The 22,469-nt window shown below is 60.8% G+C and carries 21 protein-coding genes and 3 pseudogenes; 9 read left to right on the top strand and 15 right to left on the bottom strand.

The window, feature by feature from the left end; all coding sequences use genetic code 11:
- Positions 1 to 19: 19 nt before the first annotated feature.
- From AC3WOG_RS36230 to AC3WOG_RS36220, 3 genes are all read right to left on the bottom strand, one after another.
- Positions 20 to 1,450, bottom strand: coding sequence for an ATP-binding protein (locus tag AC3WOG_RS36230; protein ID WP_492582669.1), 1,431 nt, complete (start codon positions 1,448 to 1,450; stop codon positions 20 to 22).
- Positions 1,451 to 1,519: 69 nt separating this feature from the next.
- Complete coding sequence (locus AC3WOG_RS36225; RefSeq protein ID WP_492582668.1) at positions 1,520 to 2,425, bottom strand: alpha/beta hydrolase; 906 nt, start codon at positions 2,423 to 2,425, stop codon at positions 1,520 to 1,522.
- Positions 2,426 to 2,730: 305 nt separating this feature from the next.
- Positions 2,731 to 5,331: an ATP-binding protein gene (locus AC3WOG_RS36220; RefSeq protein WP_492582667.1), complete on the bottom strand. Its 2,601-nt coding sequence runs from the start codon at positions 5,329 to 5,331 to the stop codon at positions 2,731 to 2,733.
- Positions 5,332 to 5,630: 299 nt separating this feature from the next.
- On the opposite strand from AC3WOG_RS36220, the gene AC3WOG_RS36215 reads away from it, so the two are divergent.
- A complete protein-coding gene (locus AC3WOG_RS36215) occupies positions 5,631 to 6,533 on the top strand; it encodes a LysR substrate-binding domain-containing protein (protein ID WP_492582666.1) in 903 nt (300 codons plus the stop codon).
- Positions 6,534 to 6,550: 17 nt separating this feature from the next.
- Here the strand turns inward: AC3WOG_RS36215 and AC3WOG_RS36210 are convergent, their stop codons facing one another.
- Complete coding sequence (locus AC3WOG_RS36210) at positions 6,551 to 6,805, bottom strand: type II toxin-antitoxin system VapC family toxin (protein WP_429345048.1); 255 nt, start codon at positions 6,803 to 6,805, stop codon at positions 6,551 to 6,553.
- 88 nt (positions 6,806 to 6,893) lie between these two features.
- Between AC3WOG_RS36210 and AC3WOG_RS36205 the strand changes: the two genes are divergently transcribed.
- Entirely contained in the window at positions 6,894 to 8,600 is a 1,707-nt protein-coding gene (locus AC3WOG_RS36205; RefSeq protein ID WP_492582665.1) for an FAD-dependent oxidoreductase, read from the top strand.
- A 53-nt stretch (positions 8,601 to 8,653) separates the two neighbouring features.
- Here the strand turns inward: AC3WOG_RS36205 and AC3WOG_RS36200 are convergent.
- Together AC3WOG_RS36200 and AC3WOG_RS36195 are read right to left on the bottom strand one after the other, a co-directional pair.
- Positions 8,654 to 9,540: pseudogene (locus AC3WOG_RS36200) on the bottom strand (pirin family protein).
- A gap of 41 nt (positions 9,541 to 9,581) precedes the next feature.
- Complete coding sequence (locus AC3WOG_RS36195; RefSeq protein WP_429259604.1) at positions 9,582 to 11,162, bottom strand: cation:proton antiporter; 1,581 nt, start codon at positions 11,160 to 11,162, stop codon at positions 9,582 to 9,584.
- A 564-nt stretch (positions 11,163 to 11,726) separates the two neighbouring features.
- On the opposite strand from AC3WOG_RS36195, the gene AC3WOG_RS36190 reads away from it, so the two are divergent.
- From AC3WOG_RS36190 to AC3WOG_RS36160, 7 genes and pseudogenes are all read left to right on the top strand, one after another.
- Positions 11,727 to 12,650: an alpha/beta fold hydrolase gene (locus AC3WOG_RS36190; RefSeq protein WP_492582767.1), complete on the top strand. Its 924-nt coding sequence runs from the start codon at positions 11,727 to 11,729 to the stop codon at positions 12,648 to 12,650.
- 373 nt (positions 12,651 to 13,023) lie between these two features.
- Complete coding sequence (locus AC3WOG_RS36185; protein ID WP_429259606.1) at positions 13,024 to 13,350, top strand: hypothetical protein; 327 nt, start codon at positions 13,024 to 13,026, stop codon at positions 13,348 to 13,350.
- A 107-nt stretch (positions 13,351 to 13,457) separates the two neighbouring features.
- Positions 13,458 to 14,060 (top strand): annotated as a pseudogene (locus AC3WOG_RS36180) (peroxidase family protein); the annotation flags it as partial.
- Between the two features lie 98 nt (positions 14,061 to 14,158).
- Positions 14,159 to 14,443 (top strand): hypothetical protein, encoded by a 285-nt coding sequence (locus tag AC3WOG_RS36175; protein ID WP_492582664.1) that lies wholly within the window; start codon positions 14,159 to 14,161, stop codon positions 14,441 to 14,443.
- Between the two features lie 43 nt (positions 14,444 to 14,486).
- On the top strand, positions 14,487 to 15,428 hold the full coding sequence (locus AC3WOG_RS36170; protein ID WP_492582663.1) for an IS5 family transposase: 942 nt from the start codon (positions 14,487 to 14,489) through the stop codon (positions 15,426 to 15,428).
- 157 nt (positions 15,429 to 15,585) lie between these two features.
- Entirely contained in the window at positions 15,586 to 16,137 is a 552-nt protein-coding gene (locus tag AC3WOG_RS36165) for a hypothetical protein (protein ID WP_492582662.1), read from the top strand.
- 85 nt (positions 16,138 to 16,222) lie between these two features.
- Positions 16,223 to 17,185 (top strand): DUF4238 domain-containing protein, encoded by a 963-nt coding sequence (locus tag AC3WOG_RS36160; RefSeq protein WP_492582661.1) that lies wholly within the window; start codon positions 16,223 to 16,225, stop codon positions 17,183 to 17,185.
- Positions 17,186 to 17,528: 343 nt separating this feature from the next.
- Here the strand turns inward: AC3WOG_RS36160 and AC3WOG_RS36155 are convergent.
- The 9 genes and pseudogenes from AC3WOG_RS36155 to AC3WOG_RS36115 all read right to left on the bottom strand — a co-directional run.
- Positions 17,529 to 18,392 (bottom strand): annotated as a pseudogene (locus tag AC3WOG_RS36155) (transposase); the annotation flags it as partial.
- A 90-nt stretch (positions 18,393 to 18,482) separates the two neighbouring features.
- Complete coding sequence (tnpB, locus tag AC3WOG_RS36150) at positions 18,483 to 18,836, bottom strand: IS66 family insertion sequence element accessory protein TnpB (RefSeq protein ID WP_154567977.1); 354 nt, start codon at positions 18,834 to 18,836, stop codon at positions 18,483 to 18,485.
- Positions 18,836 to 19,300 (bottom strand): IS66-like element accessory protein TnpA, encoded by a 465-nt coding sequence (tnpA, locus tag AC3WOG_RS36145; protein ID WP_492582660.1) that lies wholly within the window; start codon positions 19,298 to 19,300, stop codon positions 18,836 to 18,838. Before tnpA ends, tnpB begins: the two co-directional genes overlap by 1 nt.
- Positions 19,301 to 19,879: 579 nt before the next feature.
- Positions 19,880 to 20,302 carry a hypothetical protein gene (locus AC3WOG_RS36140; protein ID WP_492582659.1) on the bottom strand — a complete coding sequence of 141 codons (423 nt, stop codon included), beginning with the start codon at positions 20,300 to 20,302 and terminating at the stop codon, positions 19,880 to 19,882.
- A gap of 13 nt (positions 20,303 to 20,315) precedes the next feature.
- Positions 20,316 to 20,849 carry a hypothetical protein gene (locus AC3WOG_RS36135; RefSeq protein WP_492582658.1) on the bottom strand — a complete coding sequence of 178 codons (534 nt, stop codon included), beginning with the start codon at positions 20,847 to 20,849 and terminating at the stop codon, positions 20,316 to 20,318.
- Between the two features lie 38 nt (positions 20,850 to 20,887).
- A complete protein-coding gene (locus AC3WOG_RS36130; RefSeq protein WP_492582657.1) occupies positions 20,888 to 21,235 on the bottom strand; it encodes a hypothetical protein in 348 nt (115 codons plus the stop codon).
- 39 nt (positions 21,236 to 21,274) lie between these two features.
- The gene (locus tag AC3WOG_RS36125; protein ID WP_266260723.1) at positions 21,275 to 21,640 is read right to left on the bottom strand and encodes a hypothetical protein; all 366 of its coding nucleotides are present in this window, start codon (positions 21,638 to 21,640) and stop codon (positions 21,275 to 21,277) included.
- A gap of 239 nt (positions 21,641 to 21,879) precedes the next feature.
- The gene (locus AC3WOG_RS36120) at positions 21,880 to 22,311 is read right to left on the bottom strand and encodes a GNAT family N-acetyltransferase (RefSeq protein ID WP_492582656.1); all 432 of its coding nucleotides are present in this window, start codon (positions 22,309 to 22,311) and stop codon (positions 21,880 to 21,882) included.
- 18 nt (positions 22,312 to 22,329) lie between these two features.
- On the bottom strand, positions 22,330 to 22,464 hold the full coding sequence (locus AC3WOG_RS36115; RefSeq protein WP_492582655.1) for a hypothetical protein: 135 nt from the start codon (positions 22,462 to 22,464) through the stop codon (positions 22,330 to 22,332).
- Between the last annotated feature and the right edge of the window lie 5 nt (positions 22,465 to 22,469).

Here is a 22,469-nt window from a genome sequence, read left to right as displayed (position 1 = left end):
CGACGAACGGGTTCGTTGTTCAGACGCTTAAGGGCAACAGCTCGCCGAGAAAGCTAACATCGCCTTCGAGAGGTTTTTGAACTGCCCTCCTGGCGGCGTGCTCATCCGACGCGCACTGGAATTTCTCCGCGACGTACGTCCGGGTGCATTCGAACAGGCTATACATCGCCTCCGGCCCGTCGATACAGACGTTGACAAGCGACTTCGAGACAAGCTCATCGATGTTTTCAATCAAGCTGCCTGTCGTCATTGCCATGTCGTTGACGACTCCACGCAGCGAATCGAAGCTAAACGGTCCGACGAACCGGGAAAGTTGAACGAGCAGGGACTGGGCCGAGTCGCTCAACAGGTCGAAGCTGACATCGAGGGCTGCCCGTAGACAGCGATGCCGCGCCGTCGCAGTGCGGTATCCCCCGGATAGGAACGACAGTCCATCGCTCAGAAGGCGTTGCACGCCTTCGACGCCCAACAATTCCGCCCTGCCGGCGGCCAACTCGATTGCGAGTGGAATACCATCCAGGCGCTGACAAATCTTTGCGATGCTCGCTATCTCGCCGATGCGAGGGACAAACCTCGGATGCATCTGCTGCGCATGGTGGACAAACAGCTGGACAGCCGGGCTGTCCAACATCTCGTCGCAACGGTCCGTAAGTTTGGGAACGCCAAGCGGGTTCACCCGGAAAACCGTCTCGTTGCGAATCTTCAGGGGCTCCCGGCTCGTCACCAGGAACTGGATATTCAGGCTTGCCGCCAACAATGCTTCCACGATTTGTGCAACCACTGAGATGACGTGCTCCGCACCATCGAGTATCAACAACCACGGCGCATTCGACAGCGCTGCGCCCAGACGCTCGGAAGAGACGACGTCCTCCGGCATGTCGACACCGCAACCGTACGCGATGGCACTCAGCACCTGGTCGATCGTGGCTGCGGATGAAAGATCGACAAAGGCCACCGTCGCCGGGCATGACGGCGCTATCCGATAGGCGAGTTCAAGTGCAAGACTCGATTTTCCGACACCACCTGTGCCCGTCAGCGTAAGCACCTGGGAGTCGACCAATGCCTCGGCTGCCTTGGCCACGACCACGTCTCTCCCGACGAGATTCCCGACGCGGCGCGGGAGCGGCCGCGGACTGGCGGCAGTACGGAGTTTCGGCTGTACGTCCCGAGACGGGGCCAACCGGTAGCCACGGCGCGCGACCGTGACGATGAGGTCCCGGTCATCACCCAGCGCCTTGCGCAGCGCAGAGATGTTGACGTCGATATTGCAGTCTTCGACGACGGTGCCGGGCCAGACCGTCTGCATCAGCTCGGACCTCGACACCACTCGACCGTTTGCCGAGGCGAGCGTCGCCAGCAGGTCGAAGGCGCGAGAGCCCAGTCGCACATCCTCGCCATCGCGCCGCAAGCGTCGCGCGTCCATATCGAGTTCGATCCGGCCGATTTTCATAAGGTCGCCTCCAGCAAGGGAAATAGGCACGCGTGTCTTCGCCAGCGGTGAGTGGTGAAGTTATGTCGGCTACCGACGGAGTGCGCGCTTTATAACGCTGCTGGCGTGTCTGAACGCAGCGTCTGTCGGGCAGGTGTCAGCCAACCCATCGAAAACCATGAAGTCATGAATCGTGCCGATATAACGAGCGGCGTTCACTCTGACGCCTGCGCGCATGAGCTTGCGGGCATATTCTTCGGCGTCGTCTCGCGTAATGTCGTTCTCTGCCGTGATGACGAGTGCGGCGGGCAGGTCTTCGAGTTCGTCGGGTTTCGACTTTATCGGCATCGCCGCCGCGAGTGACCGCGATCTCTCAGGAAACTGTGACTCGATGAAACGCTCCAGCGCCCTGGCCGTCATACCGGGCCCCGTCGCGAACTGACGATATGACTGCGTGGTGGCGTCTGCCGACAGGATGGGGCAAAACAGCACTTGCAGGCGCAGACTCGGGCCATGCCGGTCTCTCGCCCATCGCGCCACGACTGCAGCGATGTTTCCGCCTGCACCATCGCCGGCCACCGCGATCGCGCGACCATCGAGCTGCAGCACTTCGGCATGTGCAACGACGTATTGCAGCGCGGCGTATGCCTCTTCGTTCTGTGTCGGGAACAGGACCTGAGGCGCTGGTGAACAACGGACGAAGACAACCGCCACCTCTGCTTCAGCCGAAAGGCGTGAGACGAGCCTGCGGTGGGTTGCGAAGCTCGCCATGCGCCAGCCGCCGCCCGGATAGTAGAGCACGACGGGCAGTAAGCCCGGCGCGCCGGCCGGTCGCACGATGTGCACGTCAATGGTGCCCGTCGGTCCGGTCTTGAAGGTCAGCGCTTCGATGGTGACGGCATACTCGTCTGCGCAACTGTCGTCACTGTCGGCGCGGCCGGGAAACGATGGCTGTTCGGCGAGCAGCGAATCCGGATGCATGCCGGCTTCGGCCACCAGATCGAGAAACTGCTGCGTCTCGGGGTCCAGCACCGGGTGGGATGACCATGGCGTCGCGAGACGCGGTGACGCGGAATCGACGGTACTTGCAGGCGGAACGTGGTCCATGAAAGCCGACATATCAGAGTTGAGCGGTTGGGGGACTCCCAGTCGCGCCTCACACAGTGTCGACTGCACCTGTTGAGCCTGAAACGATGTCGAGTCCCGGTAGCCGCTATTCTCCAGCCGGTGGGTCCGGACCGTTCAGTTAAAGTTTGCTAAGAAGCGTTAGCCAGGGATGCAATCCCGGCAGCGCGCCAGCATCACGTTTCGCCGCCGCGAGCCCCACCCGTGCAAGCAGCGGGCCACTGCACGCCTGAGCGCGCGTATTCATGAAGCGTCTCGCTCACCCAGCACGGCTCTGCAACGCGATCCGCCAGAATCAGCGCATTCATGGAGACTTTGCACCCGACGCTGGCAAACGCTTCCAGTTGCGGAACGGTTGCCCTCGATAGGGTCACGGGCTTGCCGGCAAGGATGTGTTCGAATCCTTCGCCGTAGACGTCCCAATGCGCCAATCCGCGCCGGCTCGTGCACTCGCGAAGCATGCGCGTGAGCTGCCGGGCGAAGTCATGCTCGCCTGCCCAGATCATGATGGGTATTGAACCGAGTGCGAGGCCGTAGACGAGCGACAGGTCGTGCTCGATCGAAGCGACGAGTTCGGCGCAGTCCCTTGCCAGCCTCACGGCGCGCTCAGTCTCGCCTTGCAGCCAGAGAATTCGCATGTACACCGTCATGCTCGCGATGCGGCCATCCATTTGCGCATCGTTTGCCTTTGAAAGGTTTTCCCGCGTGGGGCCAGCTTCGAGCGCGATGACCCTCTCGATCAGCGTACGCGCTTTCGCCTGATCGCCGAGGTAATGGTGTGCATAGGCGAGATTGCGGCCCGACATCTGATTGAGCGTCGAGTCTGCGGAACGATCCGCGAACGCCTGCATCGCCTCGGCCAGTGCGAGACCTTCTAGGTATCGACCTGTGACAAGCCGATGTGCAAATACGCCCCACAGAATGCGGAATTCCAGCGCCTCGTCACCCAGTCGTCGGCTCAGCGCGTAGGCACGTTCAAAAGCGCGTGCCATTTCGATGGTTGGCCCACGCGTATGCCAGAGCGAGTGTCCGTAGGCCACCAGCAGTTCGGCGTGCCGCGTGCTGCCGGCCTGCTCGGAGCGCTCGGAGCGCTCAACCGCTGCAATGGCGTGTTCGGCCATGCTGAGGAACTCGTGTGGCAGCGACAGATGGAGCCAGAGCGGCGCCGTGGCGATAACGAGGTCGATTTCGAGCTCCGGATCCCCCTCCTGATGGGAGGCCCACTCGAACGCCGCGCGGATATCGTCGATTCGCTTGCTGAGCTGGGCCAGCCATTGCGGTTGCGCCTTGCCCTCCCAGGCGGCGCCCAGGTCCGCGAAGGTCTCGCAGCAATGTATGGTATGGAGGCGCCTGGTCGCGTTCGCTTCGCCGGCTTCCAGCAATCGAAGGTGTGCGTATTGGCGGGTCGTGTCGAGAAGCCGATACGGGTTGTCGGCGTCACCGATATCGCGTGCGACAAGCGACTTGGCGACAAGGCCGCTGATCGCGTCGAACACCGCCAGTTCATCGATCTGCCCACAGCCTGCCACGGCAACGGCTTCACGCATGCCAAACGAAGAGCGCATCACCGACAGCCGGCGCAGGACGTGCTGCTCACGCGGGTCCAACAGCTCGTAGCTCCAGTCAAGCGTCGCTTTCAACGTCTGATGCCGCGGCAGTGCGGTTCGGCGCCCTTGTGTGAGCAGCGCAAAGCGGTCGTCCAGGCGCGCGGCGATCGCACGCACGTCCATGTGCGCGACGCGCGCCGCCGCAAATTCGATCGCCAAAGGAATTCCGTCCAGGCGCCGGCAAATGTCGGCCACGGCGCCGATGTTCGAAACCGTGAACTGAAAGGCGTCGTCGGCCGCCTTTGCGCGGTCGTGAAACAACGAGATGGCCGGAAAACTTCCGGCCGCCTCGATGCCGATCCGCGCACCGACGTCGGGAAACGGCAGGGCCGAAAGCCGATGCACCGACTCGCCATCCGCGCGCAACGGCTCCCGACTTGTTACCAGAAGGTGCACACCCGACGTGCCTTGCAGCAATTGTTCCGCGACCTGCGCGACCGCCTCGACGACATGCTCACAATTGTCGAGCACCAGGAGTATTGGGGTGTCGCCCAGTGAGGCAATCAGGCCGGGGACTGGATTGCCGCTGAATACGGCGACGCCGAGCGTCGACGCCACGGTACTGGCGACGCTCGCCTTGTCGGAAACGGGGGCGAAGTTGACGAATAGTGCGCGGATACCGGTACGCCCGGAAAAGCGATACGCGATAGCCACGGCGACCGTGGTTTTGCCGATGCCGCCGGGACCGGCGATGGTCAATAGCCTGCGTTCGGGAAGCTGGTCGGTCAGGCCGTCAATGACATCCTCCCGGCCGACGACCCGGGCGAGGGTCACCGGCAACGCTCGCGCACTTTCATCGGGGGTACTGGTCGGCGCAGTCGGCGCGGGGGCGGTGACTTGCGTAGCCCTCGTGGAATGGACCGGCACCGCCAGCCGATAGCCTCGTCCATTGTCGTTGACGATGTACCGGCTTTCCGATTGTCCATCGCTCAGCGCTTTCCGAAGGGTGGAAACGTGCACACGAAGCGCGCCATCGTCGACCACGCTTTCTTTCCAGACCTCGTCGCGCAGTTGACGCGTTGAGACCAGTTCGCCACCGTGCTCGGCTAGCACGATAAGAATATCGAGCGCACGACTGCCGATGCGGACTTCGTCACCATTTCTGGTGAGGACCCGCTGCGGGAAGTCGATGCGGAACGGGCCGAATGTCAGGCTATACCGGGTAACCATCAAAGCACCATGCGGGTCAACGGTACGATTATCCGTTGCGGTCAAAACAAGCTGTCCGGCAAATCCCATCCCTGCAAAGTCGGATACACGCGGGTGATTAGAATCGCTCTATCCCCGTGGCTTCGGTCGCGGACTGGCCTCCTGGATCGAAGGCGCGATTCTACCCATTCATATCCTGGCGAAAAACTGCGGCTAGCGAGAAAGATATTTGAAAAAAGATCAAATATTGGCGATCGGCGTGTCAGAATCTCGACCCTAAACCTGTTCAAAAACGACACGATTTTGTTCCGAAAACAAGTATGAAGAGTACGGTCGATGAGTTAGAGGCATTCGTTTCCGTGGTCGACACGGGATCCATCACGGCAGCCGCGAATCAGCTCAATCTAACCATTTCGGCAACGAGCCGAACGTTGGGGCGGCTCGAAGACAAGCTCGGGACGACGTTGTTGCGCCGGACGACACGCCGGCTGGAATTGACGGAAGAAGGACAAGCGTTTCTCCGCGACGCGAGGGCGATTATTTCGCTTCTGGAGAACGCGGAGGAGCAGATGGCAACCCGCCGCGAGCGACCGTCGGGGCGCTTGCGTATTGACGCAGCGACGCCATTCATGCTGCACGTCATCGTGCCGAACGTGCCGGGTTATCGAACTCGCTATCCGCAAGTGGAACTGGAGCTCAATAGCAATGAAGGGATCATCGATCTGCTCGAGCATCGCACCGATGTTGCCATCCGGATCGGCCAGTTGAAGGACTCGACCCTGCACAGCAGACCGGTGGGCAGCAGCCGTATGCGTATTCTCGCGAGCCCGGAATACTTGGACGCGCATGGCCAGCCGAGGCGGGTGGAGGATCTAAGGAAACTTTCACTGCTGGGATTCACTCAACCAGAAGGGTTGAATGTCTGGCCCATTCTCGGGCCCGACAATGCGCCTTACCGCATCTCGCCCGCCGTTCACTCCTCGAGTGGCGAGACGCTTCGGCAGTTGGCCCTGGCGGGTGCCGGCATTGTGTGTCTATCCGACTTCATGACGGCGCGCGACCGTCGCGAAGGGACGCTGGTGCAGCTTCTGCCTCGCCAGACACTGGATCTCCGGCAGCCGATCAACGCGGTGTACTACCGCAATACTGCGATTTCGTCGCGCATCGGGTCGTTCGTCGATTATCTGGTCGAGTCAGTGCGCGGTTCGGAATTCGAATGCTAGTGATGCCCGCGTGACCTTCAGGCGGGTAGCAGCCGCAATGGCTCGGTAATGGCCTGCGCAACCAGTAACCAGTCAAACGGATCGCGGTGAATATCGGCCAGATCGCGAACTGCCGCAGCGTGCGCCGCCGTCATGGGCAGTTCGCGAAAGCCCGCTTCTTCAATACGGGCTACTAGCTCGTTCACATCTGCGTCCAGCTTCGCGATTCCTGACTTCATTGCGATTTCCCAAATGCTCGCGTCGCTGACGAAAACGGTTGCTGCTCTCTTCAGAACTATTCAGCGTCGCGACAAGAACTTTTGGGCTCCCTATCGCTAACATTCTGACTCTAACTCAACTTGGTCGACAGGCGAGGCAAATATGATCGACGCAGGTAATACGGACGCAGGCCCAGTCGACGCTGAACCTCCATTTTCGTCCCTTGAGTATCGGCAGCACCAAATGTTTCCGCGCCTTTCTGATGCGGAGATCCGTAGTGCGAGCCGCTATGGCCGCCCCAAGGCGTTCAAGGTTGGCGATTCGATTTTCCGGACGGGGCGCGTTGCCGAAGGGCTATTCATCTTGCTGCACGGGAGTGTCCGGATCTATTCGTGCGATCCGCAAGGACGTACCACGGTCGTGACAGACCATCATGACGGCCATTTCATGGCCGAAATGGCGCAACTCACCGGCAAACCGTCGCTGGTGGACGCGATTGCCATGACTGACTGCGAGACGCTCGTCCTGAACTCGGAGCAGTTGCGGGCGCTGATCATCGCGGACGCCCAGTTGGGCGAGCACATCATGCGCGCATTGATCCTGAGGCGTCTCGGGCTCATCGAGCAGGGGCTCGGTCCGATTATCGTCGGCAAGGGTGACGACGCGAGGGTGGTCCGCCTGCAAGGCTTTTTGCGGCGCAATGCCTATCCGGCTGCGGTGATCGATGCACACAAGGATTCGGACGCCGTGCAACTGCTTGCCGGCCTCACCTCGAAGGCCGAGGATTTTCCGCTTGTCTTCTGCCCGGACGGGTCGGTCCTGAGGGCGCCCGACGAAGTGGAGCTCGCCACCCGGCTCGGCCTCGTGCCGACGTTCAGTGCGTCGCAGCGTTACGACATCGCAATCATCGGCGCGGGTCCGGCGGGCCTCGCGGCGGCCGTTTACGCAGCTTCGGAAGGGCTTTCGGTCGTCGTTTTCGATCGGCGCGCGCCGGGTGGTCAGGCCGGTGCGAGCGCACGTATCGAAAACTATCTCGGCTTTCCGACTGGCATATCGGGGCAAGCCCTTGCGGCACGCGCGTTTCAGCAGGCATTGAAATTTGGTGTTCACGTGGCCATTCCCACTGCGGTCGATCGGGTCGAGGGCGCGGCGGGCAACTTCATGCTCGCGCTATCCGATCGACAGTGCGTTCGTGCGCGGACGGTCGTGGTCGCGAGCGGAGCGGTGTATCGAAAGCCTTCCGTGACGGGCTTTGAACGTTTCGAGGGCAGAGGGATCTACTATTGGGCGTCGCCCATCGAGGCGCGTCTCGTCAGCGGGAAAGACGTTGTGCTGATAGGTGGGGGTAACTCGGCTGGGCAGGCTGTCGTCTTTCTCGCCAACTTTGCGAAAAGCATACGCGTTCTGATACGTGGAGACGGTCTCGAAGCGACCATGTCCCGTTACCTGATAGACCGGCTCAGCGCTCTGCCAAACGTGTCGATTTGCGCAAGATGCACGCTCGAATCACTGGAAGCGAGCGACGGTGGTCTTGAGCGAATTCGCGTCTTTCATCACGACAAGGGCAGCGAGCTCATAGAGGCGCGGCATCTTTTCCTGTTCATCGGCGCGGATCCAAAAACGGACTGGTTGACATCGTTGGGCGTTCAGCTGGACGAGCGCGGCTTTGTCGAAACGGGATCGTCCGATGCGAGCGCAGGCACTCGGCGCCTCCCGCTCGAGACGAATGTGCCGGGGCTCTTCGCGATCGGTGACGTCCGTTCAGGCGCGCCGAAGCGGGTGGCCGCAGCGGTAGGGGACGGCGCAGCAGTTGTCAGCCAGATTCATGCGTGGCTCAGTCGAGACGAGGCGCGCGTCAAGGTTTCGTGAGGCGCGCAATGAGGAGCGTTACGCGCCAGACGCGGGCGCTCGCCAGACAATGCTCAATGTGCGCCACGCTCGGGCTGGGGCGTCCACTCGTGCTCTTCGCCAGGCACTTTGCCGAAGGTCTGCGCAGCCCAGGCTTGCCGCGCAGCCACGATCTTCTCGCGCGAACCGGAAACGAAATTCCACTCGATGAAGCGTTCGCCCGGCAGGTGCTCGCCGCCGAGGAGCAACACGCGCGCGCCATGCGCGCTGGCGAGTTCGGCCGTTGTGCGCGGCTCCAGCACGGCCATCGTTGCAGGAGACAACGGCGTCCCGTCGATGCTCAGATCTCCGTCGACGAGATAGACGCCGCGCTCCTCGTGCTCGGCATCGAGTGCGAGGCGGCCGGCAGCCGCGAACTCGGCGTGGACGTAGAGCGTGGGTGAAAACACTTCGACCGGCGAGGTCTTGCCGAAAGCCGTGCCGGCGATCACGTGTACGGTTGCCCCGTCGCGCGTGAACGTCGGCAGCGTATTGGCCGGGTGATGAATGAACGCGGGCGTGGCGTCTTCATGTTCGACGGGCAGCGCGACCCAGGTCTGAATGCCATGGATTGCCTGACCAACCGGCCGGTCCTCCAGCGGCGTGCGTTCTGAATGGACGATGCCGCGCCCGGCCGTCATCCAGTTCACGTCGCCGGGTACGATCTTCTGCCGGTAGCCAAGGCTGTCGTGATGCACGAACGAGCCTTCGAACAGGTACGTGACGGTCGCGAGGCCGATATGCGGATGCGGGAGCACGTCCACGCCGCTGTCAGCGGGCAGCACAGCTGGGGCCCCATATGGTCGAAGAAAATGAATGGTCCGATGAGGCGCGCGGCACGAGCGGGAAGCACGCGACGCACGATCAGGTTGCCGATGTCGCTTTCGCGCGGCGTGAGCATAGCCTTAATCGTAGTGGGCATGATCAATATCTTTCGTTGACGGTCGACGCGGATGCAAGCCGTTACGGCTCGAGCAGCCGCAACAGCCGCAGTTCCTCGAAATCAAGCTCGGATTCGATGCGATGCAGGACCGCGTCGTCTACCTTGCCGTCGCGATGCAGGCCGAGCAATGCCCCGCGCGACACGCCGACGAGTTCGAGTTCGACACGCAGGAAGTGCGCACGGTGTTCGATGCGGTCCGCGCCCAACTGGTAGGCGCTTTCGTTCGCGGTGACGCGAATCCGGTATTCGGCTAGCAGCCGTTCGACCGTCGCGCGTTCGATGCCGGACGAGCGCTCGTCGATTTCCTCTAGCGCAGCAAGAGAGGCGCCGAACGTATGGGCGCGCGCCTCATGCTCGGACATGGTGTGACGGGCTGTCGGGCGCAGTTTCAGCAGCCGGATCAGCGGCGCCAGGCTGCCGCCCTGCACGACAAGCGTCGCGATGATCAGCACAAACGTGCTGAAGACGATCAGGTCGCGGCCGGGGAAATTAGCTGGCAGCGCGATTGCGGCCGCCAGACTGACTACGCCGCGCATACCCGCCCATCCGAGCACAACCGCTTCCTTGAAGGTCCACGGCTGGCGACCCGAGCGTTTCGCGCGCAACTGGTCGGGCAGCCAGATCGCAGCAAACACCCATGCGAGACGCGCAACGATGGCTGCGGCAGTTGCTGGCAATGCGACACGCAGCCCGGCCATCAACACGGCCGATTCGTGATTCACCCGTGAGAGAAGCGCATGCAGTGTGAGGCCGATCAGGATGAAGACCAGCGCCTCGAGCACGAACACGACCGCTTCCCAGGTCGCCTTGGCTTTGATGCGCATATCGGCGTCGAATACCCGATGCTGGCGGATGCCGAGCACGAGACCGCAGGTCACGACGGACAGCACACCCGATCCGCCGACGGCCTCCGCGATACCGTAGCTGGCCCACGCCATCACGAAGGTCACGACGATGCCGAGCATCGCATCGCCCAGACGCGGCAACACCCAACACATGGCCTGGCCGCACACGATGCCGACCGCGACGCCGATCAGGGTCAGCGTAAAGAACAGCACTGTTCCGCTCGTGACCGTGATCGTCGCGGCTAGCGCTGCCGAGACCGCCATCTGATAGAGCAGCAGGCCCGACGCGTCGTTCACGAGGCTTTCGCCTTCCAGCACGGCCACGAGCCTGGCGGGTAGCGGGTGGCGCTGAAGGATCGCTTTGGCGGCGACCGCGTCGGGTGGCGAGACGATCGCACCGAGCGCGAAGCATGCCGCCCATGGCAGGTTCGGGTTGAAGGCATGCACGGCGACAGCCACCGCGACGGTGGTGAACGTCACGGCCCCGAGCACGAGCGAAACGATCGTGCCGATGCCGCGTCGGAATTCCTTCCACGCCGTATAGAACGAACTCGACATCAGCAGCGGCGGTAGCACGGCCGTGAGCAGCAGGTTCGGGTCCACATCGGGTACGCGCCTGCCTGCGACTGCGATCACACACCCGCCGAGCAGCAGGACGACGGCAGGCGGGATCGCGATGCGCTCCGCGAGCCACGTCAGGGCGCCCGCGCCGCAGATCAACAACAGGAGGTAGTGAAAAAACTCGACGTTGTTCATCCGCTAGAGGTCCGGGGATTGAACGTCGATCACGCCGTAGACGACGCCGGCAAGAATATCGGCAAGCAGCGAAAGGATGTACGGATTCATGATGCGAGTCTTGGTTGGTGATCGTGGCGTGACGGGAACTACGCGAAAAGGCTCGCGGAAAAAGTATAGGTTCGTCTGGATCGGGAAGTGTCCGATTAAGAATATTTAATCTCTGGCGCATGCGGCATATCCGTTCGATCGGGCTTTGGGTCGTGCGTGAGCGCGTCGACGCCGCCGAATCGTGCCCATAACTTTTGCGCCTCGCTGTGCGCAAAGGCATGACGGGTTCATCTCAGGACTTTTAAGTTTGCGCCAAGGACTTTGGCCGCTTGCGTCTTTAGAGTGCCAGCCGGCATGTGGCGTTTCTCAGCGAGTTCTCGCTCCTCGCCGCAACGCTATCCATCTCAACACGCAAGGTCGTCGCCACGCCCGCGCGCGGCGATGCAACGACGGAGATCCAGCATGAACAAAAAGCAAATCGATTCGACCAGGCCTTCGGCGTCGCGCCGCAGGCTGCTTTCGGCAAGTGCGGGCATGGCTGGCGCCGTGGCCGCCATGTCGAGCCTGTCCGCGAACGCAGCCGCGTCCGTGACGGGCGGCTCGGCGCATGCGCACGGCACCTCGCATCTTCACGGCGGCAGTTACGTGAGCGCGAAGGACGGCACGCAGATCTTCTTCAAGGACTGGGGCACGGGCGTGCCGGTCGTCTTCTCGCACGGCTGGCCGCTCTCGGCTGACGCATGGGACGCGCAGATGCTCTTCCTGGTGAATCGTGGCTACCGGGTGATCGCGCACGACCGCCGCGGCCATGGCCGTTCGGGCCAGCCGTCCGAGGGCAACGACATGAACACCTACGCCGACGATCTAGCGGCTGTGCTCGACGCGCTCGACGTGAAGGGCGCGATGCTCGTGGGCCATTCCACGGGCGGAGGCGAGGTGGCGCATTACATCGGCCGCCATGGCGAAAAGCGCGTGGCCAAGGCCGTGCTGATCGGCGCCGTGCCGCCGCAAATGGTCAAGTCTGCGAACAATCCGAACGGTCTGCCGATGTCGGTGTTCGATAACATCCGCGCCGGGGTGGCGGCGAACCGCTCGCAGTTCTATCTGGACCTGGCCACGCCGTTCTACGGCTTCAACCGCCCCGACGCAAAAGTCTCGCAGGGCCTCGTGCAGGACTTCTGGCGCCAGGGCATGGCCGGTTCGATCAAAGGCCAGTACGAGTGCATCAAGCAGTTCTCTGAAGTCGACTACACCGACGACCTCAAGAAGATCAGTGTGCCCACTCTGATCCTGCACGGCGACGACGACCAGATCGTGCCGATCGACGATTCGGCGAAGCTCTCGGCGAAGATCGTCAAGAACGCGACGCTCAAGGTCTACAAAGGCGCGCCGCACGGCATGTGCAGCACGCACGTCGATCAGGTCAATGCCGAGCTGCTCGAGTTCCTCAAGTCCTGAGGCGCTACGACGAGATCTGCGTCACTCGCTTGCGAGGCAACGCGCGTCGGTTCGGAACTCTTCGGCCTGTCACAAGGACCTTCAGCCGCGCGCCGCCTAAGCTCGATGCCAATCGCGGCCACCATGCCCCGCCGTGCGGCGGGGCATGCGTGAGTTCGCCCCGCTGCGGTTCATACGCGCACTGCAGCGCGCGACCCTGTCGGGCATACGCTGGCACGCGCACGGCTTGGCATGGCGCAGCAACGTGCCTGCGTCGGACCTGAACGGTTTGCTGGGGCGCTCCCGGCTGTAGTCGCTTCGCGTTTTGGACGAACGCGAAACAGGCTTTTTGCGCCTGGCGCCCGGTTTTGAGTGGCTTCGAAAAGGGAATGAAATGGGTTTGAAACTGCAAGGCTCGCACCCGCATAGCCTCGAGATCACGCGTCTGGCTGCCGCCGTTCGCGCGAACGCTGACGATGCGCGTGTCTGGCGCTGGTACGCCGACCTCATGGAAGACGGGCGCGTGAGTTGCACGCGTACGCGCAAGGGATGGCTGATCACCGTAGACGGTCGCTGCACGGTGGAAGACGAGTCGTTCGATTGCGCCGTGCGTCGAGCGGAGCAGACATGGAGTGACATCGCGCGGTCTCAGGTCAAGCTGCTCCGCCGCGGCAAGACCGCTGTGAAGACGATCGGCTCGAGTTTGCCGCAGCTTAGGTGAAGCGGCGAGGCAGGTTGCATGCCGCGTGCACGACGGGAGTCCAGGGCAGTCGTGGGGCATGTGAGTGCAGGTGGCGCTGGAATCAATCACACAGATCAAGAACAATCATGTCAAGTAAAGCAACGTGTCCATTCAATCACACCGCCGGCGGCGGTACGACCAACCGTGACTGGTGGCCGAAACAGCTGCGGCTCGACCTGCTGAGCCAGCATTCGCGCAAGTCCAATCCGCTCGACCCGGATTTCAACTACGCCGAAGCGTTCAGGAGCCTCGACCTCGCCGCGGTGAAGCAAGACCTCGCCGCGCTCATGACCGACTCGCAGGAATGGTGGCCCGCCGACTTCGGCCACTACGGTCTGCTTTTCGTTCGCATGGCGTGGCACAGCGCCGGCACATACCGGGCGTTCGACGGACGCGGGGGCAGCGGCCGCGGGCAACAGCGTTTTGCACCGCTCAACAGCTGGCCCGATAACGCGAGCCTCGACAAGGCGCGTCGCCTGCTGTGGCCGATCAAGCAGAAATATGGGCAGAAAATCTCCTGGGCCGACCTGCTGATTCTGACCGGTAACGTCGCGCTCGAAACGATGGGCTTCAAGACCTTTGGCTTCGCGGGTGGCCGCGAGGACACGTGGGAGCCGGATCAGGATGTCTACTGGGGCAACGAGAATACGTGGCTCGGCGGCGATAAGCGCTATGGGACGGCCACAGCCCGATAGTGTACAAAAATATTCGTTTCTTGGAGGCACCCCAATTTGACAGACACGGAACCGATACACTTGGGTCATCCCTAGATAAACTAAAAAACACAATGAACAACGACAACACCATCGTGATCGACGCGCTGGCACTGATGGAAGAGACTCTGCACCGCCTTGCAGGCATGATTGACCCGCCGCAAATGACGGAGATCTATCCTGGAAGACGTGCGCCCCGCTATGCGGAACAGGGGGTAAAGCAGGTAATCGTCCCGAAAATGGCCCGCGTTGTTAGCACCTCGCGCGCTGCGATTATGCTGCTTGAGGTCAGCTATCTAATCGAGCATGCCGCACTGGTGAGAATGGGAATCTCTGCAAAAGTCCTGGCATTAACGTGAGCGTGGAGTATCCTGGGATCAGGACAATTCAGGGAGTAGCGCAATGTCGCAACTTGGTCTTGGTCTGGATCTGTCAACGAAGCGCACGCGCAAGCGCGAATTCCTCGACGAGATGACGCGCGTGGTGCCGTGGCAGAAACTGATTGTGCTCATCGAGCCGCACTACCCGAAGGGCAAGACGGGGCGCCCGCCGTTTCCGGTTGCGACGATGCTGCGCATTCACTTCATGCAACATTGGTTCAGTCTCTCAGACCCAGCGATGGAGGAAGCGCTGCACGACATCCCGCTGTATCGGGAGTTCGCGCTGCTGGGCACCGGCATGACGCGGCTGCCTGACGAGAGCACGATCCTGCGCTTCCGGCATCTGCTTGAGGCCCATGAGCTGTCGGCCAGCATGCTGGCGACGGTCAATGAGATCCTGCAGGCGAAAGGCCTGATGCTCAAGGTAGGCTCGGCAGTCGACGCGACGCTGATCTCGGCGCCCAAATCGACGAAGAAGGCGGGCACGCGCGACCCCGAGATGAGTCCGGCGCAGAAGGCCGGCAGCTGGTACTTCGGCATGAAGGCGCACATCGGAGTCGATGCCGAATCGGGTCTGGTGCACACAGTGAAGTGCACGGCGGCCAATGTTCATGACGTCACCGTGGCGCATGAGCTGTTGCACGGCAAGGAGACGGTTGCCTTCGCTGATGCGGGCTATGTGGGCATCGAAAAGCGGGGCGAAACGGGCACGGTGCAGTGGCACGTCGCGATGCGCCCGGGCAAGCGCCGGAAGCTGGACCGCAGCAACCGGCTCGACAGGATCTACGAGCAGATCGAGCGGCTCAAGGCCGGCGTGAGAGCAAAAGTGGAGCACCCGTTCCGGGTGCTTAAATCTCAGTTTGGCTATCTGAAGGCGCGGTATCGGGGCCTGGCGAAGAATACGGCGCAGATCGAAACGCAGTTCGCGCTGGCCAATCTCTGGATGGCGCGAAGGAAGCTGTGAGGTGCAGTGAGGCACAAAAATGCCGCCTGCGGGCACAGCACCGATGAACAACAACGTGACCGGTAGCGACTTGATCCGGTGCGAGTGAGGTTGAAATCCTCGCATTGGATGTTCGGTAGAAGTCCAACGGAAAAAAACGGGTTGTTCAGACCTTCCAATGGTTGAGGAAACTGTCGAGGACATTATGTTCTTGGCGCGAGGTCTTGAGCTCGGCCTACAGCCGGAACACCACGAATACCTAGCGTCGTTCTTTCGCGAATACTACAAAAGCGTGCGGTCGTCGGGGATTCCGGACCTCAATGAGCGGCCGGAATTCAAGCGCTGGAAGCTGCGAAAATATATCGATGCGATGTATGCAGGGGGACCGGTTTTACCGGACGGCGAGACGGTGGGCAGTCTGATCAAGAGAACATACGCGGTCAACTCCGGCTATGTCCATGGGAACTGCTCGCAACTAATGGAGCTGTACGGAGGCAATCCACCGGGGTATCACGTATCCGGCGTTCCACACCCATCCGCCCCGGCTGCCTTCGCCAAATACCTGCGCCATAGCATCGAAATGGCCGTGGTCTCGTTCGCTGCCGCAGCGAAGGGCTTCGGCGATCACGAGTCGGCCGGGCGCATTGTTCGATTCGCTGTGCGCCAAGGCATCGTGAGTGCGCAGTCCGCTGCAGGCGTCCCGCGAGGGCAAGAACCTACGGCCGACTGAATCGAGCTCGGCGGACCGCGCTGATTGAGCGACTGTAGTTGGAATGGCTTAATATTCGACGGTTGCAATCACGCCAAAGTCGGGAATGACCGAACAACAAAAACCCAAGCGCCGTCACCATCACGTATGGCAGCTATATCTGAGGCCGTGGACCACTGGCGGCAGCATCTGGTGTCCGCAAAATGATCGGGTCTTTCCTACAGGTACGACACGCATCGCAGTCGAGAAGGACTTTTACAAATTCCAGAAGCTCACGGCCGCCGATGAGAAAATGGTGCAATTGATGTTCGAAAAGTCCCATCCGTCCGCGCAGCGGAGCTTCCAGTCACTGGTGGACAAGCTAATGTCTCCTGTTCGCGAGGTCGAGGCGATTCCCGGAGCCGCCGAGAGCAAATCAATAACAAGGTTGCTGGACGAGTATGCCTCGAACGTGTTGGAGGAGCTTCACTCAGATGTCGAGGCTCGGTTCATCCCTCTACTGAAATGCGCCCTTGATGGCGACATCAGTTTTTATGATGACAAACGCTGCATCGCGTTCCTTGATTTTCTGACTAAGCAACATATGCGGACCAAGGGGATCAAGGAACGTGTTGCTGCCACTATCAAGCCTGTGGGAGACGCCGATATACGACGTGCATGGAGCATGTTGAGCTTTATGTTTGCACAGAATGTCGGCGCTTCACTTTATCGTGAGCGAAAACGCAGAAGGCTCGCGTTGTTGCGCAATCACTCGAATATACCTTTCATCACTGGCGACCAACCTGTGATAAACCTGCGACCGATGGAAACTCAGACAGTAACGATCTTTTACCCCTTGTCGCCCAAGCTTGCGCTTTGGCTTGGCGAAGTTGATGAAGCCTGTCCATTTCTCGACAATGGGCTATCTGCCGAGCAGGTCGCGTTGCTAAACCTAAAAGTGGTCGAGGCATCGTATCAGCAGCTTTTCGCGAACGAACCTGCCGTCCTTGGATTTTTCGCGTCCTCCCCGCTCGCCAATACTTCGATACGCGTCACCGGCCCCGTGGTGTCCCCCGGAAGCGCTCGCTGACCCGTGGAGCAGGCAGTGTCACCCCGCCACAATGCGCCCACCTGTGTCGCTGACGCGGTAGCACCGCACGTTTGTCTGTCGATCGTCAACGATCTGAGTCTTCGAGTTGAAGGTCCGTTCTTGGCCGCGTGCTGCCCGATGCGGTCGGCATACGTCGGCCGCAATATTCCTTGACCACCGTCGGCGGGCGTGCGTCGAGCGCCTCATATCAAGAGCGAAGTGACGACTTTATTTCGCGTCCGGCAAACCCTTACTGAGTATGGCTCGCCACGCTATCGGGGCGCACGAAGTCCCGAGTTGACGACTTTATAGTCGCAACGTTGACATCTTTAATGCGTTCTACGTCAGGGCAGTCTTCGGCACTGCGGTACACCCACATATACGAGGTACTCTGGGCGGCTTTGCCCGGCTCCTTGAGCACCTGTACCGTTGTCTCGTCGCCGTGAATCAGCTGTTGCGACAGCAGCGTTGTGCGCAGCGCCTCATACAGACGGCTGTAGTGCAACTCGGCAGGCCGGATGATCCAGTTCGCCAGCGTGCCGCGTCCGACTTCGATGTCCGCGCGTGCCAGCGCATGGGCCATCCGGTATAGCGGCGTCCCGTCGACGTATTTACCCGCAGTGACCGTGGCGATCATCGCCGCACTGGCATTGCTGCCCGGCAACGGCTGGGCGGGCATGGGTGCCGTGATCACCGGCGTGCGCTCCGCGTGACGCTCGCAGTGACGGCATGCATATTTGAAGCGCACGTGCTGAAGCACCGAGGCCTTTACTTCGATATGCAACTGTTCGCTGGTCTCTTCGCCCATGCGGTGCAGTGCGTGCGCGCAGCACGGACATACCTTCGCGCTCTCGGGCAGATCGTATTCGATGCGCTGACGCGGCAGATGCGCCGGTAACGGCTTACGTCCCGGTTTGCATCCCGTGGATGCCGGCGGATCCGGCAGACCCGTGTGGGGGAGTACAAACGTTTCGTCAGTAGCGCCAGCGTCCATGTCGTCGAGTTCGGTGTCGGCGATCTGTTCGGCCTCGTCGAAGACGCGATCCTTGAGCTTCTCGCTGCTCGGGGCGAAGCGCCTGCTCTGCGCGAGGCGAAACTGCTCTTCGAGCTGGGTAATCCGTTCGCCGAGTTGTCGGTTGCGTGTCTCGAGTTCACGGATATAGGCCTGGGCGGCCGGCGGCAATCGGGAGAAGTCGTCCTCGTTCATGCCTCCAGGATAGCGAAGTGTCGCCCGCGATGGGTTTACGGGAATTTGTAACAGGCCGGCCAGTTATTGCTGACGGGCGCCGCCCGATGCTCAACTGGCGTGATGGTACGACCGTACCGGATGGCGGCGTACAGCATCAATGTCGATGCCCTCCAGGAGCCAGTGCAACTGCTCGCTCGTCAGCTTGACGACGCTCTGCTGCCGGCGCGGCCATACGAAGTGGTCTTCCTCGAGGCGCCTCAACATCATCCAGAAACCGTTACGATCGTAGAACAGCAGTTTGACGCGGTTGCGTTTGCGGTTGTGGAAGGCGAAGACGGCGCGACCAAACGGGTCGAGCTGCATGGACTGCTCGACGAGCGTCACGAGGCTATTGATGCCGGCCCGGAAGTCGATCGGTTCGCGATGCAGGAAGACCGTCAGGTCCGCCTCGAAGCGGAACATCAGCACGCTCCCAATACGGTAACCATCGCATTAACGATTGCCACGTCATCTGCTGAACATTCGAGCTCAAGCTTCACGCCGTTGGGCAGGTGAGCCGACAGCCGTGCCAGTCGCGTTGAGCGTAGCGAGACGCAGGGTGACTCGGCCCCGGTGGCGCGGAGCGACGCGGGCGCGGACGCCATGACCGCTGTCGGCTCGTCGATCGCGACGACTGGAACAAACACTGATGATGCGACCGGCACGTCATGCCTGATTGGAGGCCGGCCCCGTTCTCGCGTCTGGACCCATTTATGCAACTGGTTGGCGTTCACGCCCGCCTTCAGGGCGAGGCCCGATAGTGAGGCGCCTGGCCGCAGACAGGCTTCGACCAGTCGTCGCTTGTCCGCCGGGTCGAAGCTTCGCTTGCCGACGACACCGACACGCGTCACACGCAAGGGCAAAAAGCTCAGGTCATCTTCTGTCATGGATTGCGTCCGCAAAGTTGGGTTGCGGACGCAATCGTGAGCCGTATCAATAATGGAAGCTAGGTGTGCGAAATCGCGCGCTTACCCTGTATCGCCGGTCTCTCGGCACTTTGGGGAATAGCACGGTGGAGCAAGAGGCACGACCGGCGAGCCCCGCCTCCTCAACGACGCGCCTCCCCTGCACTGTCGCCCCCGGAAATGAGCACAACGGCGGCCGTCTATGTGCATTACTGGAACGACACACGCGGTAAATTGTTCTGGAGCGGCGAATGGGCAGGTTATCCCGGGCCCGGACCCCAACCGGTAGCGCTGCGAATTTCCCTTGACCGTACTCCGCAGTTGGTCGTGTACATGCAACTGTGCGGGCTACGAGATATTAGTCAGTCAACTACGCCGCCGGTGCCGCGACCCGTTGGCGATTATGAGAGCATTGTCGAAGCCGAACACGACGGGCGGCAAGGTGAGCCAGTAGGTACCCCAGGTGGGATTCCCGAGCTGTACCGCGGTGGCGTCATAGGTTGCCGAATATTCCTTGTCGGCGAGTGGGCACCACTGTTCACGCTGAAATACCGCATTCGGTCAACTGATGGCGAAACGGGTTGGTTTGCAGGCGGACAGTGGTGGGGCTTTCACGAACCCCACCGGGTTTGGAGCAAACAGGAAGCGATTCCTGGCACTTTCACGCAAATATGGCTTCAAATTGAATACACGCCGTGACGGAATCCGCGCAGCAGCGAGATCGCCGCGTTCACCATTGCGGTCAAGCAACAGTTGTGCGACAAGCGCCGGAAGGGCAACGGCTAACAGCGCAACGACCAATCGACCTCCTCCGATCGCCGCTGCGTTGGTTACGGAGACGAGAAGTGCAGCCCCTACAAACGCCGTGTAGGCTCCAAACATCTCTGAACGCAGTGTATGCTGTGTTTCCGGGGTTTGAGAGCGTGCACGCTCCACAACCTTCTCGTAGTTGCTGACCGGTTCAGGAGATTGCGAGTCCGCCATTGGCTTTTCCTTGTCAACGCTGATCGGCGCGAAAGCCGTCGCGAACCCAGCGATAGAGTTTTGCTAGACCGATTGCCAAAATCCATCCCGCAGCGACCGGGCCAATCACGAGCGAGACCGTTCGACCGAGGTCCAGCGAGCAACTGCTTACCGGTGATTGAGACGACGCTCCACAGGTAACGAGTAGATTCCGGACTTCCCATCCCGGATGACCTGCCGCTTCCCATCCGGCACGCAAGTGATACAGGATCGCGAAGTCGTACGCTGCAAAAGCGCATGCTCCCAAAACCCAAAGGAGAGACAAAGAGAATCCAAGCCTAAGCCACCCAAGCGATATGCCGCGCGTCAACATGAAAGCCATCAAACGGCCGAGCGGATCAAACTGGTGGAGCATCGTCCCGACAACTTCCGCCCGAAGTGCGACGTACTCTTTCGGCCATAAACGGTGGCATCGAACGGCGAAGTCATCGTCGCTACGAGTGATCCTCCTGCCCGTCTTGATGCTCTGAAAAATGGCTCGCAAGCGAGCCTCGGATGCCTCGTCCATGGTCTTTACCTTGTTGCGCGGCAAGGCCGCTTTTCCGGTCAATCAGCAGACTTTTCAATCTGATGCTGGCTGTAGGTCCAGCCGTAATCGTATTGATCCCTCGGCAACTCGCTTACCTGCAACGCCTTATGCGCCGCAGTCAAGGACAAACGAAGCCAGCCAGCTGCGTGCGCCGCACGAGCCAAAGCGAATTCTCTGCGCTCCCACGGCCCAAGGTCGGCATCTGTGTTCATCGCGGCAATCTCGCATCGCTCGATCAGCCCAGCAACGAGAGCGCGATGTTCGTCTTCGATCCTGCCGTCATGCGCGGCGAGTACGTCAAACGCATTCTGGATTGCATCGTAGAGTGCTTCGTGTTCCATCGCTTTTCCTTGCGCCGGCTGCACCGGCTCTTCCTATCTCTTTACAACCATCCGGCGACGGGTCTATTGAGTCGTAGTTGTCGTGACGCCATTGTCCGGGCGCATATGAACGTCGTTGGCATGCACGACGCATCTGAACGTGATCGACGCCCCGCCCAACCGAACGCCAGGAATATTGGAGGTGGTTGTTTGCGTCACCAGTTCGAACTCTTTATCCATCGAAGCGCAAAACTGATTGCCCTCGACCATCAACTTCCCGCTCACCGCGCTCACGTCCCCGAAGATTCCTGCCGTATTCGTCTTTGACGAATAGTAGGTATCTCCGCCGATCTTCGTTGGAGGGGTGCTAGCACATCCGCCGATGAAAACAGCAGCAGAGAGCATCACAACTCTCGTGATCAGTCCCGCCCCGTTTCCCGTCTTCATCATTATCTTTTCCTTCGTAACTAGCGGTGATTTTTTTTCGCTGCTCCGACTGCAAGGTAAGCGCCCAGGATGCCTACTGCGAACATGATTTTGCTCGTCAAGTCCGACGGCGGGAGCAACCAACCGAGTGGGCCTACTACGACCAGAGTCGAGATCACCCAAAACCGCGCCGTTGGCTTCCGCTTCAAATATCCAAACATGTTTTCCTGCTTGACCAGTGCCCGCTGGCGCGAGCGCTTTGCCTATAGCTTGATCGGGCGCATCGCGTAGCGGAGCGCTTGCACCTCGTTGTGTATCAAACCAAGCCTTACTTGTAACTCGCCTTTGATTGCGAAGCATGACCAGAATGCAATTGCATCGCGTTCAATCGAAACCGGCACCAGCGTCGCGCGCCCGGAATGCTGCAGTGCGCGTGTAAGAAGGCTTGTCGCGATTCCCCGCTTTCGATGTTGGGGGGCAACCAAAACATCCATCACGTAACAACAGTTCGTTGGTTCAAACGGTTCTGCCACAACCCGACCGATTTCGCCACCGTAACGTCCGCCGCAAGCCTTGATGATAAATAGGTCACTAGAACCGATCGGCTCACTGTAAGAGACGTCCGTTTCCCGGGAGCAGTGGGTTTCCTCGCGTGGGCGATGCAGACCGGAAAGGCGTAGCATTTTTTCGAACATGACTTTTCCGGTCCGCGGTCAGTCGACCTTGATGACTTCGAGCTCGTACTCTGCCATCCACTCCGAGCCAGTACCACAGTCGCTGGTCACGACGCCGTTATCGAGCTGGTCGCGGATCTGCTCCTCAAATTCTTCGACAGAACTGCAGTCCATTTCTT

This window comes from Paraburkholderia sp. FW306-02-B, from assembly GCF_058782725.1.
The sequence above is the reverse complement of the archived record's forward strand: the minus strand, read 5'-3'. Positions and strand labels throughout refer to the sequence as shown.